A 14705-nucleotide genomic window follows, 5' to 3' on the forward strand; every position below is an offset into this window, starting at 1 on the left:
GGTCGCTCCCTGGCCAATGGCTGCGGGCTAGCAGCTGTCCCTTCTCCCCTCGGGAGAAGGTGGCCCGCAGGGCCGGATGAGGGTACGGGCGAAGCCTCGCGCACCCAAACTCCGCGAGTCGCTTCGCGACGTACCCTCACCCCAACCCCTCTCCCGAGGGGAGAGGGGCTATGTACTGCGTCGCGCTAAGCACCGCAGCCGGTTCGCGACAGACAGCAACGACAACGCAACAAGACCTCCTCAGTAGCGCGCCGACGCCAGCGCCTGCGCGCGCTCCAGTTGCTCGGCGATGCGCTTGCGCGCCTGCTGTAGTTCCTGCTTGGTCGCGTCCTGTTGCGCCGCCGGCACCAGCTCGGCATCGATCACCGCCAGCGCATCGGAATAGCTGCGCACCATCGTCGCCATGTAGGCGTTCATGTACGCCGAATCGTCTTTCTCCTGGTCCAGCGCCTGCAGCTGCGCCTTGCCCTTGGCCGCCTGCGCGGCGATCTTCTCCGCGTCGCCGGGACCGCCCTTGCCGGCGTCCGCGGCTGCGGCGCCGTGGTGCGCGGCGACCACTTCGCGGGCGAAGTCGGCGACGCTGCCGCTGACGTTGCGCGACAGCGCCTGCTGCGACAGCGCCACCGCATTGCCTTCCAGCACCTGCAGCATCGCCTTGGCCGAGGCGTCGCCGCCGATCGGCGCGCGTCCGCTCTCGCCGCCGACCGGAGCCGCGGTCGGCGCCGGCGAGGTCGCCGGTGCGGTGCGCGAGGTCTGGTCGCCCGGCTTGCCGCAGCCGCTCAGCGCCACGGCGGCCAGCGCCGCAAGAATCGAAAGCCGGGTCGTGATGCGCCTCGGGGTCATGGGGGTGCTCCTGGTTTGTCAGCCGCTACCTTGCCTAGGCAGCGCGCAAACCCGCGTGAATCGCCGGGTTTTTTCGTGACGCGGCATTGACGCGCGCGGGCGCATGCAGTGGTCTACCGCAACCGCGGCATCGTGGAGAGCGCACATGGCGAACAACGAGAAAACCGGCGACAAGGCGGGAAAGGCCGCCTCCAAGGTACTCAAGGACGGACGCACCGGAAAGGACAGCAAGACCGCCGCCGCCTCGGCGCTGTCGCAGCGTCCGGACAAGAAGAAAGGCAAATAGCGCGTACCGGCGGGAAACGCCGCGGCGGCGTTTCCCGCCGGCCGCTAGAATGGCCGCATCGCCAGCACCGGCTCCAGAGCGTTTCGACCCGCCGATGACCCTCGCACCCGACACCCGCGCGCCGCGCAAGCGCGTGGCGCTGTACGAAGACGTGGCCGAGCGGCTGCGGCAGAAGATCTACGACTACGTGCTGCCGCCGGGCGAGTGGATCGACGAACCGGCGCTGGTCGCCGAACTGGGCATCAGCCGCACCCCGCTGCGCGAAAGCCTGAAACTGCTGGCGGCCGAAGGCCTGGTGCAGATCGAACCCGGCCGCGGCGCGCGCGTGACCCGACTGAACCTGGAAGACCTCAACGAGCTGTTCCCGGTGATGGCGCTGCTGGAAGGCCGCTGCGCCTACGAAGCGGTGCGCAAGGTCGACGCCGCCGGCCTGGCGCGGCTGGAAACGCTGCACGCGCGCATGGAGCAGGCCGCCGACGAAGGCGACCTGGCCGAGTACTACCGGCAGAACTACCTGATCCACGAATCGGTGCAGGAATTCGCCGGCAACCCGTGGCTGATCCGCGTCACCCACGACCTGCACCGCATCCTCAAGATGCACCGCGGCCGCCAGCTGCTGGCGCCCGGACGCATGCAGCAATCGCTGTCCGAACACCGCGAACTGATGGACTGCTTCCGCCGCGGCGACGCCGAAGGCGCCGAGCGCACCATGAACCGCCACCTGCAAAGCCAGGGCAACGCCCTGGCGATGTACGTGGCCGCCGGAGGAAAGTTGAATGTGCCGGCTCCATTGCCTAACGGCCGGGAATGGGGAATGGGGAATGGGGAATCGTAGGAGCGGGTCTGCGCGATCGATCGGCGCCACTCAACTTCCTGCAAAAAAGCATCGGCCCCGAAGGGCCGACGCTGCAGCAACGAAACCAATAACGCATCGGCTCGCGGGAACTGTTTCACCCCATTCCCGATTCCCGTTTCCCCATTCCCAGCTTCAAAGCCACCCCGGCACCACCAGCAGCAGCCACGCCAGCAGCGGGCCGAACAGGACCACCAGGCCGCTGTAGATCAGGAAGCGCTTGTACAGCGACTCGCGTTCGTCCGGGGCGGCCGAGGCCACCACCAGCGCGCCGTTGGTCGAGAACGGGCTCACGTCCACCACCGTGGAGGAGATCGCCAGCGCGCAGATCACCCCGGCCGCACCGAGGTGGCCCTGCAGCAGGAACGGCACCGCCAGCGGGATGGTCGCGCCCAGCACCGCCGCCGACGAGGCGAACGCGGAGACGATGCCGCCGACGTAGCACACCAGCAGCGCGCCGAGCAGCGGGATGCCGATGTCGGACACGCCGTTGCCGATGTAGTCCACCGCCCCGCTCTCCTGCAGTACCGCCACGTAGGTGACCACGCCGCTGATCAGCAGCACAGTGGACCAGCTGATGCCGTCCACCGCGCCCTTCTGCGCCTTCGGCGACAGCAGCGCCAGTACCACCGCCACGGTCATCGACACCAGGCCGACGTTGAGGTTGTAGATCAGCGAGGCAATGCCCAGGCCGAGCAGGCCGAACAGGGTCAGCACGCGATCGCGGTTCAGGCTCACCGCCTCCAGCGCCGCCGGATCGGTGGACAAGGTGCCGCCGCCGGCCGCCAGCAACGCGCCATGGCCTTCGATCGCGAACTGGCGGTGCGAGGACTGATCGCCCACCGGCACGTACTCGGCCGTGGCCAGCGACGGCGCCTGTCCGCGCCGCAGCAGCGCCAGGCCGCCGAAGGCGAAGAAGCAGATCAGTGCCATCAGGAAGTTGAAGCCGAGACTGGTCAGGAACACCGCCATCTCGGTCACGTCCAGCCCGGCCTTCTCCACCACCTTGTTGGTGATGCCGCCGTACACGCTGATCGGCGAGAAGCCGCCGGCCTGCGCGCCGTGGATCACCAGCAGGCCCATCAGCAACGGATTGATCCTGTACTGCTTGGCGAAGCGCAGCGCGACTGGACCGATGATCGCCACCGCCGCAGGGCCGAGCGCGCCGAACGCGGTCAGCACCGCGGTGACCACGAACATCACCCACGGGATCGCCACGATCTTGCCGCGTACCGCGCGTACCGCCCAATGCACCAATAGATCGATGGTGCCGTTGTTGCGCGCGATCGCGAACAGGTAAGTGATGCCGACCAGGGTCAGGAACAGGTCGCCGGGAAACCCGGCCAAGACCTCCTTCCCGTCCATGCCGACCCAGACGCCACCGATGATGAAGGCCAACGCGAACGCGACCGCGCCCATGTTGACCGGCAACGCCGTGGCCACGATGAACATGACGATCAAGCCGATGATCGTCGCGATTTGTGGACTCATGCGCCCTCCCGAGCTTGCTGGATCCGTACCACTACCACTGCCGCGAATGGCCACCCGCCATCCTGGGTCGATCGCCCACTGCCCACTGCCGTAGCGGCGCGACGGCTGTCATCGCCGCCCCCTCCCGCCGCCGCGGCTGCATCACTGCATGCGTTGCTCCGCCTGCCGCACCCATGCCGCCGCCGCGGCCAGGCTGCCGAACTCCTCCACAGAGCGTGCCTGGCACTCCGGCAGCAGCTCGCGCGCGATGCGCGCCAGCGCACCGCCCGGTCCCAGTTCCAGGAACACGCACGCGCCGCGTTCGGCGGCCTGGCGCAGAGTGCCGGCCCAATCCAGCGTCGTCGCCAGCTGCGCCGACAAGGCGCCGACGGCGTCGTCGCGGTCGCCGATCCGGTGTCCGTCGATGCCGGCCAGCACCGCGGCGCGCGGCGCCGCCAATGGCGCGGCACGCAGATCGGCGGCGAACGCCTGCGCCGCGCTCGCCAGCAACGGCGTGTGCGCGGCCACCGCCACCGGCAGGCGGGTGACCCGCGCGCGCTGCGCACGCGCCTGTCGCTCGCCGTGCGCCAACGCATCGGCATGGCCGCCGAGAATCAGATGGTCGTCGCCGTTGACGATGGCCAGATGCAGGCCGGTCTGCGCACACAGCGTCTCGGCCTGCTCGCGCAGCAGGCCCTGCACCGCGATCAGGCCGTCGCCATTGCGGCTGGCCGCATCCATGCGCTGCGCGCGCTGCACCGCCAGCGCAAGGCAGGCGGACGCCTCCATGCCGCCGGCCAACGCATGCGCGGCCAACTCGCCGATGCTGTAGCCGAGCAGCAATGCCGGCGTCGGCAGTTGCGGCAGCAGCGCCGCGGCATTGGCCAGCACCGCGGTGCACACCAGCGGCTGTGCGATGGCGTTGTCGTAGCGCGCGTCGTCGCCGGCCAGCGCGCGCGGATCGGCGCCGAGCACCTGCGCCGCCGCGGCCAGCACCGCTTCGGCCGCCGGCTCGCCGACGCTGTAGTCGAACATCGCCGGATGTTGCGCGCCCTGTCCCGGGCACAGCAGGGCCAGGCTCATACGCCCTCCTGGCGCTGCAGGAAGCAGGCGCAGGCGAGCAGGTCGGCGCTGCCGCCCGGGCTGAGCCGGCGTGCGACGAAGGCGTCGCCGATGCGCGACAGCTGCTGGCGCCAATCCGGCTGCGCCGCGCCGCCAGCCTCGAGGAAAGCACGCGCGCTGCATTGCGCGAAGCGCAGCCCGTCGCGGCCGCCGCGATGCAACAGATTCAGATCGTCGGTCTGCGCGATCAGCTGCAGCAGGGTCTGCGCCAGCGCCGCCTCCTGCGCCAGGCCGGCACGCAACGCCGCGCGCAGGCTCGGCAACGCCACCTCGCGCAGCAGCGGGAACCCGGCCGCCGCCTGTTCGCGCACGCCGGCCACGCCATGCAGGCGACGCATGCGCTGGCCGTGGCTGTGCGGGTCCAGTGGTGCGTCGAGCAGCGCCTCGCGCCAGAAGATACCGACCGCATTGCAGACCGCCATGCCATCCGGCGCCGCAGAATGCTGGCTGCGCAGCCGCGCCGCCGCGGCGACCAGCAGGCCCAGGCTGAAGATCGCGCCGCGGTGCGTATTGACGCCGCCGGTGGCGCGCAGCATCGCGCGCTCGGCGCCGATGCCAAGTTCGCGCAGCGTGGGGAACGCCGCATCGGCCGCGCCGGCGGTGGCGATCGCGACGAAGTAGCCGCGCAACGCGAACAGGCTGCGCAGGAACGTGGAAGCGTCCATATCGTCGTGGCTGCCGCGATCGAACGGCGTGACCAGACCCGGCTTCGGCGCGCAGGCCAGCTCGGCATGCAGGCTGGCGACGGCGAGACGACCGAGGCGGTGCGGCATGGACAGGCGGTGGGGAGCGATCGCCGCTGCCTTGGCTGCGGCCACAGTCGCTCGCGGATGGCGGGCGAATTGTACCGTCGCTGCTCGGGCTTCGATCGTCGCGACTGAAGTCGCTCCCACAAGGGATGCCATGCCTGCGACAAGTCCTGTGGGAGGGGCTTTGGTCCCGACCGCTTCCGGTGTTGGCAAGACCGCGACTTCGTTCGTCGCGGCTGAAGCCGCTCCTACAGGGGCTTGCGGGCTGTTCGCCGGGCGCACTGTGGGAGGGACTTCAGTCCCGACGCGGTCAGGTCGCAGCACCTCCATTGCTTCACTCGTCGCGACTGAAGTCGCTCCCACAAAGGTCTTGTGGCTTTCTTGCAAGGTGCCCTGTAGGAGCGGCTTCAGCCGCGACAGACAAGCAAAACCACCAGGATTTCTCACTTCGTTCGTCGCGGCTGAAGCCGCTCCTACAGGAACTTGCGGACTATTCGCCGGGCGCACTGTGGGAGGGACTTCGGTCCCGACGTGGTCAGGTCGCAGCACCTCCATTGCTTCACTCGTCGCGACTGAAGTCGCTCCCACAAGGGTCTTGTGGCTTTCTTGCAGGGTGCCCTGTAGGAGCGGCTTCAGCCGCGACAGACAAGCAAAGCCACCAGGGTTTCTCACTGCGCTCGTCGCGGCTGAAGCCGCTCCTACAGGGGCTTGCTGGTGGCCGGCTACCTGCACTGTAGGAGGGGCTTCAGCCCCGAACGCTTCTGGCGCCGGCCCGTCCACGGCTGCGGCCGCCGGCGATGCCGAGAAGCAACCGTCTTCGGTACCGCGCAGCGCCTGCAGTTCCATCACACCCCCCATGCCTGCAGCAGCTCGGCGCGCGGCTGCAGCCGGCAGTCGCGCAGCGCCTTGACCAGCAGTTGCGCGCTGTCGCCGGCCAGTTCGCGCCAGCTCACCGCGTTGCCGTCGGGCAGCAGCACTTCGCCATCGACGCGATGCCCGTGACGCTGCTCCCAGCGCGCAAGGTCGGCGAGCAGCGCGGGTGCCTGCGCCGGCGACGGCACCGTCCACAGCAAATCGATGTCCGAACCGGCCTGCACATAGGGCAAGCCGGTCAGCGCCTGCCAGGCGAAGGCGCCGAACACGCGCGGGGTCAGGCCATGCGTGGCGGCCAGCGCCTGCAATTCGCGCAGCGGCACTTGCCACTGCGGCACGGCCGGCACCTGCGCGCAGACCTCGTCCAGCGTCAGCGGCGCGCGCTGCCGCAACACCGCATCACGCTCGGCCGACAGCGACAGGCGCTGCTTGCCTTCGGCCGGCGGCAACGGCACGCCGAGACGCAACAGCTGCGCATCGTCGCTGCGATCGCCGCGCGCGACGATCGCCGGATGGCCGGCAGCGAACCAGTCGCGCAGGCGCGCCTGCGCACCCGGCGTGCGCGCCTGCCACGGCGCATCGGCCGCGAGCCAGACCAGGTCGTGCCGGGCGAGCGGCTCATGCATGGCCGGCGGCGACCTCCGCGGCGATCGGCGCGGCCAGCAGGCGGCCGTTGCGCTCGGCGCCGCGTTGCGCGCGCACGTCGCCGTGCAGCGGCGCCTGCAGCGCGGCGACCAGCGCTTGCGCCAGATCGCCCTGCCACACCGCTTCCACCGCGCCCATCGCCACGTAGTTCTCCACGCCCGGCGCGAACACCGGCGAGCTCTTGCTCAAGGCTTGCAGCTTCTCCAGCGGCTGCTTGGTGACCCGCGCCATCGCGCGCAGGTCCATCACCCGCACCTGCGCCTCGGGCAGCGCGTAGATCGCGTCGGCCATCAGCCCGAACGCGAGGAAGCCGCCGCTCACCGATTCGCCGTAGACCAGCGTCAGCAGCCGCGCACCACGCCGCCGCGCCAGGTCCAGGCATTGCGCCAGATGGCCGAAATAGCCGTTGATGCCGAGCAGTTCGTCCTTGCGCGACGGCCGCTGGCCGGCGGTATCGACCAGCATCACGATCGGCCGCTGCGGGTGCGTACGAGTGCTGTCCAGCACCGCGGCGGCCAACGCCAGCGCATGCTCCACGCCCACTTCCAGCTTGTCGGCGCTGCCGATCACGGTGACCTCGCCCAGCGCGGTGCTGGCGCTGCCGCCGATCACGCCGTCGCGTACCTCGACCCGGTGGCCGAGCGGGAACAGTGCTTCCAGCAAAGGCTTCAGTTCCATCACGGGCTCCGATCGGCGACGGCGGCAAGGAAGGCGGCGGTATCCAGCAACGGCAGCGCTTCGGGATCGGCGATGCCCTGGCGGCGCCAGATGTCCACGCCGTCGCGGCAGTCGCCGTAGCTCTCCAGGCGTTGGCGCAGCACGGCGTGTTCGGCGGCGATACGCGCCAGGCCGTCGTCGTCTGCGGACGGTGGCGCCGCTGCCAGCGCGGCGATCGCCGCGGCGCGGAAATCTTCGATGGCATCGGCGACCAAGGCCTGCGCCTCGCCGAGCAGATAGCGGTGCTTGCCGCCGGTCACGCGCCACACCAGCGCGCGATCGCGCGAATCGAATTCCTCCACCCCGCGCACCGTCTCGATCACTTCCGGACCCGACAGGCCCAACCGCCCTTCTTCGGACATGACGATGCGCGTGCAGCAGCGGCTGACGATGCCCATGCCGCCGAAGCAGCCGTTGCCGCTGCCGATCAGCGCCAGCACCGGCACGCCGGCGGCGCGCGCGTCCAGGGTGGCGCGCATGATTTCGGAGATCGCGATCAGACCGGCATTGGCCTCGTGCAGGCGCACGCCGCCGGTATCGGGCAACAGCAGCACCGCCGAAGGTTTGGTCGCCACGGCACGCTGCAACAGCCCGGTGAGCTTGGCGCCGTGCACTTCGCCGACCGCGCCGCCCATGAACTGGCCTTGTTGCGCGGCGATCAGCACCGTGCGCCCGTCGAGCCGGCCCTCGCCGACGACGATGCCGTCGTCGAACGCGCCGGGCTGGTCCAGCTGCGCCAGGTGCGGACTCATCGCGCGCTGGCGCGGGCCGACGAACTCGCGGAACGAGCCGGGATCGAGCAGTCCCGCGATGCGCTCGCGCGCGTCGGCTTCATAGAAACTGCGCGGACGGCGATTGTTCGGGATCGCGCTCATGCGCAGCTCCGGTGTGGGCGGCGGACTCGCCGGATTAGTAGTGCGGGGCGCTCGTTCATTGCAGCAGGCGTCCGGATCGCGGCCGGCGCCATCCAGGCACTGCCGGAGGAGCGCATCGGGGCTGAAGCCCCTCCCACAACAGGGCTCTTCGCAAGCACAGCATCCCTTGTAGGAGCGACTTCAGTCGCAACGAGCGAAGCCCGAACAGCGGCCGCTGCGGATGCCCTCGGCACCGAAGCACTTCTCGAAAGGGCAGCGCTCCCTGTAGGAGCGGCTTCAGCCGCGACGAACGGAGCCAAAATGTCCCAGACTCCGGACACCGTCGGAGCTGAAGCCCCTCCTACAAGAAGAAACCGAGCGACATCCCCTGTAGGAGCGGCTTCAGCCGCGACGAACGGAGTCGAGCTATCGCCGGCTGCGGATACCGTCGCGGCTGAAGCCGCTCCTACAGGGAGTGTGGCGATTGCGGATGTGCGGATTGAACGCATCACGCATCCTCCTGCAACGCTTCCACCGCCTGGTCCAGGCGCAAGCCGACCACCGCCGGGGTGGCGCCGACGTCGTTGATCGAGATGCGCACGTCGCGCAGCGGATGGCGCACGGCGAAATCGTCCAGCACCGCCTGCCAGATCGTGCCGAAGCCGTCGGCGGCGGTGACGATCTCGATCTGCATCGCACCGCCCAAGTCCTGCGGTTCGATCAGCACTTCCAGATTGCCGGAGGACACCACGCCGACCAGCACGTGGTCGAGCCGGCCGTTCGGCGCCAGGCGCCCGTCGTAACGATAGCGAAGGGTTTCCATCGACATCCCTTACCAGTTGCGGAAACGTTGCGGCGGTGCGTACAGGCCGCCGGACCAGCGCACCAGATCCTTGACGCTGCGCGCGGCCAGCAGGTCGCGGCTGGCGTCGCGCAGGCGGATGCCCAGGTCCTCGGGGCGGCGGATCACGCCGCGGTCGCGCAGGTTCTCGACCATGCGCCTGTCGCGGCCCAGGCCGACCGCGGTGTAGCCGGCCACGCCGCGGATCGCCTGTTCGCGCTCCTCCGGCGTCCGGCACAGCAGCAGATTGGCGATGCCCTCTTCGGTCAGCACGTGGCTGACATCGTCGCCGTAGATCATCACCGGCGGCAGCGGCATGTTGGCGCGCTCGGCCAGTTCCCAGGCGTCGAGCCGATCGACGAAGGCCGGCGCCATGTGTTCGCGGAAGGTCTCCACCATCTGCACCACCAGCTTGCGACCGCGCGGCATCTCGCCCGGGCGCGCGGCCTCGCGCCCGGCCTTGAGCCAGGCGTTGCTGCCGTGGCGGCGGCCGCGCGCATCCGAACCCATGTTGGGCGCGCCGCCGAAGCCGGCGATGCGGTCGCGGGTGGCGGTGGAACTGTTGCCCTGCAGGTCGATCTGCAGTGTGGAGCCGATGAACATGTCGCAGGCGTACAGGCCGGCGGTCTGCGAGAACGCGCGGTTGGAACGCATCGAGCCGTCGGGGCCGGCGAAGAACACGTCGGCGCGCGCGGCGATGTACTTCTCCATGCCCAGTTCCGAGCCGAACGAGTGCACGGATTTGACGAAGCCCGACTCGATCGCCGGGATCAGCGCCGGATGCGGATTCAGCGCCCAATGCCGGCAGATCTTGCCGCGCAGACCGAGCGACTCGGCGTAGGTCGGCAGCAGCAGCTCGATCGCCGCGGTGTCGAAGCCGATGCCGTGGTTGAGCCGGTCCACGCCGTACTCGGCGTAGATGCCCTTGATCGCCATCATCGCCATCAGCACCTGGATCTCGGAGATCTGCGCCGGGTCGCGGGTGAACAGCGGTTCGATGTAGTGCGGGCGCGGCGCCTGCACCACGTAGCCGATCCAGTCGGCGGGGATGTCCACGCGCGGCAGCGTGTCCACGATCTCGTTGACCTGGGCGATGACGATGCCGCCCTTGAACGCGGTGGCCTCGGCGATCACCGGCGTGTCCTCGGTGTTCGGCCCGGTGTAGAGATTGCCGTGGCGATCGGCGGCCTGCGCGGCGACCAGCGCCACGCGCGGCGTCAGATCAACGAAGTAACGGCCGAACAGCTCCAGGTAGGTGTGGATCGCGCCGATCTCGATGCGCTTGTCGGCGACCAGCCGCGCCAGGCGCAATGCCTGTGGCCCGGAGAAGGAGAAGTCCAGACGCTGCGCGATGCCGCGTTCGAACACGTCCAGGTGCGAGGGCAACGCCAGCACCGACTGCAGCATGTGCAGCCCGTGCACCCGCGCCGGATCGACCTCGGTCAGGCACTGCGAGAGGAAATCGGCCTGCTTCTGGTTGTTGCCTTCCACGCACACGCGGTCGCCCGGCTCGATCACCGCCTCCAGCAACGCCACCGCGTCCTTGGCCTCCACCAGGCGCCCGCGCGCCAGCCCTTCGGCGCGCTGCAGGCGTTGCCGGCGATTGTCGGCGAGCGTGTTCCAGTCCTGAGGCATAAGGCTTTCCGTCGGCGAATGGAGGGCGGCAGCGCCTGGCGGCGGGGCCTGCCAAGATTGTAATTACGATATAATTATGAAACCGTGACCAATGCACGCTGCGGTGCAACAGGCGCCTATCGGGCCTGTGGCACCTGGATCCCGGACAACTACGATTCAACCGTCCGCCGCGTGCTGGCCGTGTCGTTACCGACCTTGCCAGGCCTAGTCAGGCATCTCGCCGAACGCGCGCTGATACGCCACGCGATCGAAGCGCAGCACCGCGCGCGCGCGTTGCTCGGTCAGCGGACGCAGCACCCAGCGCACGTCCACACCACTGCGGCACGTGCTGACCGTCGGGATCGCCAGGAACCAGCGCGCACCGGGCCCACTGCAATACCAGAACGCGTTGCTGCCGTTCATGGCTTCGCTATCGAACATGAAGGACGCATCGTAATTGGCGTCCATGAATTGCTGCACCTTCTTCACCACGACCAGATCCGCACCGGTGAGAAGCACGCCATCGCTGGTCAGGGAAACGCGCCGGAAGGATTCCTCCACCGCTCGCTCCAGCCAATGATCGCGACGGCGCTGAAGCCAAATAAGCCACGCCATGAAAGCAACGACCACGACGATGGCAGCGACGGTGACGGCGCCCTCCCAGGTAAACACGGGCTCTCCCCCCACCTATGTCGCTGTCGTCATGCTGATGCCGGGCTTGCCACCTGCGCAACCGCAGCCTGGCAGCGTGTCCTGCGTACCGCGCGACAGGCTACCCACCCAACGCCGCACTGATCTCCGCCGCAGCCGCGCACACCGCCTGCATCGCCGCCTGCGCGTCGATCTGCTGCGGGCGGCGTTCGATGAAGGGCACGGTCAGCGTGTAGATGGCGCTGCCGTGCTGCAGGATCGGCGCGGTCAGGTCGATCACGCCGACCACCGCTTCGCTGGGGTGGATGCTGTAGCCCAGCGCGCGCACCTGCGCGGCGGCGGCGAGGAACGCGTCGCGATCGTAGCCCACGTCGCTGGCGTCCAGGCGCTGCAGCAACCGCGCCTGCGCGTCTTCGTGCTGGAACGCGAACAGCACCAGGCCGGAAGTGGAATGCGCGAGCGGGCGGCGGTGGCCTGGGCGCACCACCATGCCCAGGTCGCTGGGCACGTCCATCTGCGCGATGACCACGATCTGGTCGTCCGACGGCGCCACCAGGTGGCAGGGCTGGCGGATCGCATCGGCCAGCCGGCGCATCACCGGCAGCGCCGCCTCGGTGACGTTCTGCACCTGCGGTTGCTGCATGCCGAGCATGAACAGGCGGTTGGTCAGCACGTAGCCGCCCTCGCCCGGCCCCTTGGTCAGATAACCGCGCTCTTCCAGCACCTGCAGCATGCGGAAGATCTCGCCGCGCGAGCGGCCGATGCCCTGCGAGATCTCGCTCATGGTCATCGGCCGCGCGTCGCGCGCCAGCAGTTCCAGGATATCCAGGCCCTTGTCCAGGGCGGGAGCGCGGTACTTGGGCGGGGGCGTGGTCATTCCGTCGAGGCCAGGCGGGGGGTGGAAGGGCGCTAGGGTACAGGGAATGTCCGTGGACAGAAGCGCGGCGAAACCAGCCTGCGCCTGGCGCACGGATGTCCGCATCGCCTGCCAGGTCCGACCCGTGCACGCCGGTACCGGCGCTTGCGAAGACCGCCTGCGCCAGGGTTCGGACACCACGCACGCCATGGCGCGCCATGCAAATATAAACACGGATTTTATATTTGCATGGCGACAGCGACCGCAGTACGCTCCGGCCACAACTTCAACGCCACGCGGCACATCCTGGGAGGGGTAGGCGGCATGCACTACAGCAGCGACACCGCAACAGCGGCGCCCGGCAGCCTGGCGCGCACCGCCATCGTGCCCCTGGTCCTGATCGTCAGCCTGTTCTTTCTGTGGGGCATGGCGAACAACCTCAACGACATCCTGATCAAGCAGTTCAAGAAGGCGTTCGAGCTGTCCGACCTGCAGGCCGGGCTGGTGCAGAGCGCGTTCTATCTGGGCTACTTCGTGTTCGCGATCCCGGCGGCGATGTTCATGCGCCGCTTCAGCTACAAGGCGGCGGTGGTGCTCGGCCTGCTGCTGTACGCGACCGGCGCGTTCCTGTTCTACCCGGCCGCGCAGGAGCACACCTACGGCTTGTTCCTGCTGGCGCTGTTCGTGATCGCCAGTGGCCTGGCGTTCCTGGAAACCACCGCCAATCCGCTGGTCACCGTGCTCGGCCCGGCCGAAGGCGCGGCGCGGCGGCTGAACCTGGCGCAGGCGTTCAATCCGCTCGGCTCGATCACCGGGGTGATGATCGGCCAGCACTTCATCCTCTCCGGCGTGGAGCACACCCCGCAGCAACTGGCGGCGATGGCGCCGGCCGCGCGCGCCAGCTTTTTCGCCGCCGAATCGGCGGCGGTGCAGACCCCGTATCTGATCATCGGCGCGGTGGTGGTGCTGTGGGCCCTGCTGATCGGGCTGACCCGCTTCCCGGTCACCCGCGACAGCGGCGCCGCGGCCAGCGGCGGCAAGGCCTATTTCGGCCCGCTGCTGCGCAACCGCCGCTTCGTGTTCGCGGTGGTCGCGCAGTTCTTCTACGTCGGCGCCCAGGTCGGCATCTGGAGCTACCTGATCCGCTATCTGCAGGACGCGGTGCCGGGCACCCCGGAAAAGACCGCGGCCAGCTTCCTCACTGTCTCGCTGGTGCTGTTCATGGCCGGCCGCTTCATCGGCACCGCGTTGCTGCGCTTCGTGTCGCCGGCGGTGTTGTTGGGCGCGTTCGCGCTGCTCAACCTGCTGCTGTGCGGCGTGGCGATCGCGTTGCCGGGCTGGACCGGGCTGTATGCGCTGGTGGCCAGCAGCGCGTTCATGTCGGTGATGTTCCCGACCATCTTCGCGCTGGGCCTGGACGGCTTGAACGACGACGCGCGCAAGCTCGGCTCGTCGCTGATCGTGATGTCGATCATCGGCGGCGCGGTGCTGACCGCGCTGATGGGCGCGCTGTCCGACCGCGCCGGCATCCACTGGGCGATGACCGTGCCGGCGCTGTGCTTCGCGGTGATCCTGGTGTTCGCGTCCTATGCGCGCGACCGCGCGGCAGCGACGCCAGCTACCGTTGCGGGAGCCTGAGATGCCGCGTCACTGCTATCTGCTCGACCTGCACGACGACCCGGCGCTGATCGCCGAATACGAGCGCTGGCATCGCCCCGACACGGTGTGGCCGGAGATCGTCGCCTCGTTGCGCAATGCCGGCATCCGCGACCTGGACATCCACCGCTGCGGCGACCGCCTGGTGATGCTGATGGAGGTGGACGACGACTATTCGCCCGCGGCCAAGGCCGCCGCGGATGCCGCCGACCCGCGCGTGCAGGCCTGGGAAGAGCTGATGTGGCGCTTCCAGAAGCCGTTGCCGGGTTCGGCGCCGGGCGAGAAATGGCGCGAGGCGCTGCAGATCTTTTCGCTGCAGGCGGCGGTAGCGGAGCAGGCGCGGGACTGAGATCTCTTGGTAAGGACTGCGGTCCCTGCCATGCAGAGAAACCACCCTGTAGGAGCGGCTTCAGCCGCGACAGACTGCATCGGTAGAACGCGTCGCGGCTGAAGCCGCTCCTACAGGGGGCGTGCGCGATGCAAGCAGTGACACTGCGAAAGCACTTGCTCCCGATGGCTTGCGAAGCCGTCAGTGCCCCACTTCGTTCGTCGCGGCTGAAGCCGCTCCTACAGGAACTTGCGGCGAGCCAACTGGGTGCACTGTGGGAGGGACTTCAGTCCCGACGGCTTCCGCAGCCGTCGAGTCCGCCGCTGCGTTCCTCGCGGCTGAAGCCG

General features: G+C 69.1%; 15 protein-coding genes. 4 read left to right on the forward strand and 11 right to left on the reverse strand.

Annotation, left to right across the window (positions count from 1 at the left end):
* Positions 1-240: 240 nt before the first annotated feature.
* Entirely contained in the window at positions 241-843 is a 603-nt protein-coding gene (locus tag HEP73_RS20410; protein ID WP_185821325.1) for a DUF4142 domain-containing protein, read from the reverse strand.
* A gap of 145 nt (positions 844-988) precedes the next feature.
* Between HEP73_RS20410 and HEP73_RS20415 the strand changes: the two genes are divergently transcribed.
* Both HEP73_RS20415 and HEP73_RS20420 read left to right on the forward strand, forming a co-directional pair.
* The gene (locus HEP73_RS20415) at positions 989-1129 is read left to right on the forward strand and encodes a hypothetical protein (RefSeq protein ID WP_184412621.1); all 141 of its coding nucleotides are present in this window, start codon (positions 989-991) and stop codon (positions 1127-1129) included.
* A 94-nt stretch (positions 1130-1223) separates the two neighbouring features.
* Positions 1224-1964, forward strand: coding sequence for a GntR family transcriptional regulator (locus HEP73_RS20420; protein WP_185821326.1), 741 nt, complete (start codon positions 1224-1226; stop codon positions 1962-1964).
* Positions 1965-2117: 153 nt separating this feature from the next.
* Here the strand turns inward: HEP73_RS20420 and HEP73_RS20425 are convergent, their stop codons facing one another.
* The 10 genes from HEP73_RS20425 to HEP73_RS20470 all read right to left on the reverse strand — a co-directional run bounded on the left by HEP73_RS20425 (position 2118) and on the right by HEP73_RS20470 (position 12395).
* Complete coding sequence (locus tag HEP73_RS20425; RefSeq protein ID WP_185821327.1) at positions 2118-3473, reverse strand: SLC13 family permease; 1356 nt, start codon at positions 3471-3473, stop codon at positions 2118-2120.
* Positions 3474-3614: 141 nt separating this feature from the next.
* The gene (locus HEP73_RS20430) at positions 3615-4535 is read right to left on the reverse strand and encodes an acyltransferase domain-containing protein (RefSeq protein ID WP_185821328.1); all 921 of its coding nucleotides are present in this window, start codon (positions 4533-4535) and stop codon (positions 3615-3617) included.
* A complete protein-coding gene (gene mdcB / locus HEP73_RS20435) occupies positions 4532-5347 on the reverse strand; it encodes a triphosphoribosyl-dephospho-CoA synthase MdcB (RefSeq protein ID WP_185821329.1) in 816 nt (271 codons plus the stop codon). Before mdcB ends, HEP73_RS20430 begins: the two co-directional genes overlap by 4 nt.
* A gap of 821 nt (positions 5348-6168) precedes the next feature.
* Positions 6169-6822 (reverse strand): malonate decarboxylase holo-[acyl-carrier-protein] synthase, encoded by a 654-nt coding sequence (gene mdcG, locus HEP73_RS20440; RefSeq protein WP_185821330.1) that lies wholly within the window; start codon positions 6820-6822, stop codon positions 6169-6171.
* Positions 6815-7519, reverse strand: a complete 705-nt coding sequence (mdcE, locus tag HEP73_RS20445) for a biotin-independent malonate decarboxylase subunit gamma (RefSeq protein WP_185821331.1) — start codon at positions 7517-7519, stop codon at positions 6815-6817. Before mdcE ends, mdcG begins: the two co-directional genes overlap by 8 nt.
* The gene (locus HEP73_RS20450; protein WP_185821332.1) at positions 7519-8433 is read right to left on the reverse strand and encodes a biotin-independent malonate decarboxylase subunit beta; all 915 of its coding nucleotides are present in this window, start codon (positions 8431-8433) and stop codon (positions 7519-7521) included. The genes mdcE and HEP73_RS20450 overlap by 1 nt, the downstream gene beginning before the upstream one ends.
* A 487-nt stretch (positions 8434-8920) precedes the next feature.
* Entirely contained in the window at positions 8921-9235 is a 315-nt protein-coding gene (mdcC, locus tag HEP73_RS20455; RefSeq protein WP_185821333.1) for a malonate decarboxylase acyl carrier protein, read from the reverse strand.
* A 9-nt stretch (positions 9236-9244) separates the two neighbouring features.
* Positions 9245-10888 (reverse strand): malonate decarboxylase subunit alpha, encoded by a 1644-nt coding sequence (mdcA, locus tag HEP73_RS20460; RefSeq protein WP_185821334.1) that lies wholly within the window; start codon positions 10886-10888, stop codon positions 9245-9247.
* Positions 10889-11092: 204 nt separating this feature from the next.
* Entirely contained in the window at positions 11093-11539 is a 447-nt protein-coding gene (locus tag HEP73_RS20465; RefSeq protein WP_185821335.1) for a hypothetical protein, read from the reverse strand.
* A 100-nt stretch (positions 11540-11639) separates the two neighbouring features.
* Positions 11640-12395 carry an IclR family transcriptional regulator gene (locus tag HEP73_RS20470; protein WP_185814309.1) on the reverse strand — a complete coding sequence of 252 codons (756 nt, stop codon included), beginning with the start codon at positions 12393-12395 and terminating at the stop codon, positions 11640-11642.
* A gap of 303 nt (positions 12396-12698) precedes the next feature.
* Between HEP73_RS20470 and fucP the strand changes: the two genes are divergently transcribed.
* Both fucP and HEP73_RS20480 read left to right on the forward strand, forming a co-directional pair.
* Positions 12699-14012: an L-fucose:H+ symporter permease gene (gene fucP, locus HEP73_RS20475; RefSeq protein WP_185823521.1), complete on the forward strand. Its 1314-nt coding sequence runs from the start codon at positions 12699-12701 to the stop codon at positions 14010-14012.
* Position 14013: 1 nt separating this feature from the next.
* Positions 14014-14379 (forward strand): L-rhamnose mutarotase, encoded by a 366-nt coding sequence (locus HEP73_RS20480; RefSeq protein ID WP_185821336.1) that lies wholly within the window; start codon positions 14014-14016, stop codon positions 14377-14379.
* Positions 14380-14705 lie beyond the last annotated feature (326 nt).

The sequence above is a fragment of the Xanthomonas sp. GW genome (assembly GCF_014236815.1).
Taxonomy (GTDB): domain Bacteria; phylum Pseudomonadota; class Gammaproteobacteria; order Xanthomonadales; family Xanthomonadaceae; genus Xanthomonas_A.

What these genes read in the sequence shown, in the direction of transcription:
- HEP73_RS20410 (WP_185821325.1), bottom strand. Translation starts at nt 843, where the DNA reads ATGACCCCGAGGCGCATCACGACCCGGCTTTCGATTCTTGCGGCGCTG.
- mdcC (WP_185821333.1), bottom strand. Translation starts at nt 9,235, where the DNA reads ATGGAAACCCTTCGCTATCGTTACGACGGGCGCCTGGCGCCGAACGGC.
- mdcG (WP_185821330.1), bottom strand. Translation starts at nt 6,822, where the DNA reads ATGCATGAGCCGCTCGCCCGGCACGACCTGGTCTGGCTCGCGGCCGAT.
- HEP73_RS20470 (WP_185814309.1), bottom strand. Translation starts at nt 12,395, where the DNA reads ATGACCACGCCCCCGCCCAAGTACCGCGCTCCCGCCCTGGACAAGGGC.
- HEP73_RS20420 (WP_185821326.1), top strand. Translation starts at nt 1,224, where the DNA reads ATGACCCTCGCACCCGACACCCGCGCGCCGCGCAAGCGCGTGGCGCTG.
- HEP73_RS20430 (WP_185821328.1), bottom strand. Translation starts at nt 4,535, where the DNA reads ATGAGCCTGGCCCTGCTGTGCCCGGGACAGGGCGCGCAACATCCGGCG.
- HEP73_RS20415 (WP_184412621.1), top strand. Translation starts at nt 989, where the DNA reads ATGGCGAACAACGAGAAAACCGGCGACAAGGCGGGAAAGGCCGCCTCC.
- fucP (WP_185823521.1), top strand. Translation starts at nt 12,699, where the DNA reads ATGCACTACAGCAGCGACACCGCAACAGCGGCGCCCGGCAGCCTGGCG.
- HEP73_RS20450 (WP_185821332.1), bottom strand. Translation starts at nt 8,433, where the DNA reads ATGAGCGCGATCCCGAACAATCGCCGTCCGCGCAGTTTCTATGAAGCC.
- mdcB (WP_185821329.1), bottom strand. Translation starts at nt 5,347, where the DNA reads ATGCCGCACCGCCTCGGTCGTCTCGCCGTCGCCAGCCTGCATGCCGAG.
- mdcE (WP_185821331.1), bottom strand. Translation starts at nt 7,519, where the DNA reads ATGGAACTGAAGCCTTTGCTGGAAGCACTGTTCCCGCTCGGCCACCGG.
- mdcA (WP_185821334.1), bottom strand. Translation starts at nt 10,888, where the DNA reads ATGCCTCAGGACTGGAACACGCTCGCCGACAATCGCCGGCAACGCCTG.
- HEP73_RS20480 (WP_185821336.1), top strand. Translation starts at nt 14,014, where the DNA reads ATGCCGCGTCACTGCTATCTGCTCGACCTGCACGACGACCCGGCGCTG.
- HEP73_RS20425 (WP_185821327.1), bottom strand. Translation starts at nt 3,473, where the DNA reads ATGAGTCCACAAATCGCGACGATCATCGGCTTGATCGTCATGTTCATC.